Genomic DNA, 1101 nt, shown 5'->3' on the forward strand with positions numbered 1-1101 from the left:
CCGGTAGCGTGGGGCAGGGCGGGCACGCGTTCGCCGTTGAGAAACGGCAACATGCTCACCCCTTCGGCGCCGATCGGCGCCTGTTCGACCAGGGCGTTGAAGGCGTCGAGGTCCAGTTCGAACAGCTCGCGAATCACCCCGGTGGCATTGGTCAGGTTCATGGTGCAAATCAGCGGCAGCCAACCGCCGCTGGAAGAGCAGAAGGTCGCCACCGAGGCCTGGGGGCTGACGTTCGGCTGGTCGGCAAAGGCATACACGGTGCCCGATGAACCCAGGCTCATGGTGATCACGCCGGGGGCGATATTGCCGGTACCAATGGCGCCCATCATATTGTCGCCGCCACCACTGGACACCACCGCGTTGGGGTTGATGCCCAGGCGCTCGGCGATGGCCGGCAGGATGGTGCCCACCGCTTGGTCGGCTTCGATCAGTGTCGGCAACGCGGCTTGCAGGCGGCCGCTGGGGTCGATGTGCTGGAGCATTGCCACATCCCATTCGCGGCGGCGCACGTTGAAGTAACCGGTGCCCGATGCGTCGCCGTACTCGGCGCAGGCGCGGCCGGTGAGCCAGTAGTTGAGGTAATCGTGGGGCAGCAGGATATGGGCGATGCGCGCGAAGACGTCCGGGTGCTGTTCACGGGTCCAGAGCAGCTTGGACACGGTGTAGCCCGGTGCGATAGCCACACCCAGGCGCTCCAGGGACCCACGTTCGCCGCCCAGATGTTGCAGCAGCCGGTCGTTCTCCGGCGTGGTTTCGGTGTCGCACCACAGTTTGGCCGGGCGCAACACTTCACCTTGTTCGTCCAGTAGCACCAGGCCGTGTTGCTGGCCGGACACGCCGATGCCGAGGATGTCCTGGCCATCCACGCCGGCCTGTTGCAGGGCGCGGTGGGTGGCGGCGGTGAAGGCGTCCAGCCATTCCTGGGTATGTTGTTCGCGGCGACCATTGGCGCCGCTGATCAAAGTGTGCGCGGCGGCGCCCAGGCCCAGCACCTTGCCGCTGGACGCATCGAGGACGATGGCCTTGGTGCCCTGGGTGCCGCAATCGATGCCGAGGTAAAGGTTTTGCTGGGTCATGAGGGAGTGCTCAGCAGTCTTATTG

General features: G+C 65.6%; 1 protein-coding gene. It reads right to left on the minus strand.

The features are described from left to right. The coding region (xylB, locus tag GIW04_RS30905; RefSeq protein ID WP_236479633.1) for a xylulokinase at positions 1–1076 on the minus strand (1076 nt) is incomplete at its 3' end. Between the last annotated feature and the right edge of the window lie 25 nt (positions 1077–1101).

The organism is Pseudomonas sp. PA-4-8C (assembly GCF_021606625.1).
Taxonomy (GTDB): Bacteria; Pseudomonadota; Gammaproteobacteria; order Pseudomonadales; family Pseudomonadaceae; genus Aquipseudomonas; species Aquipseudomonas lactis.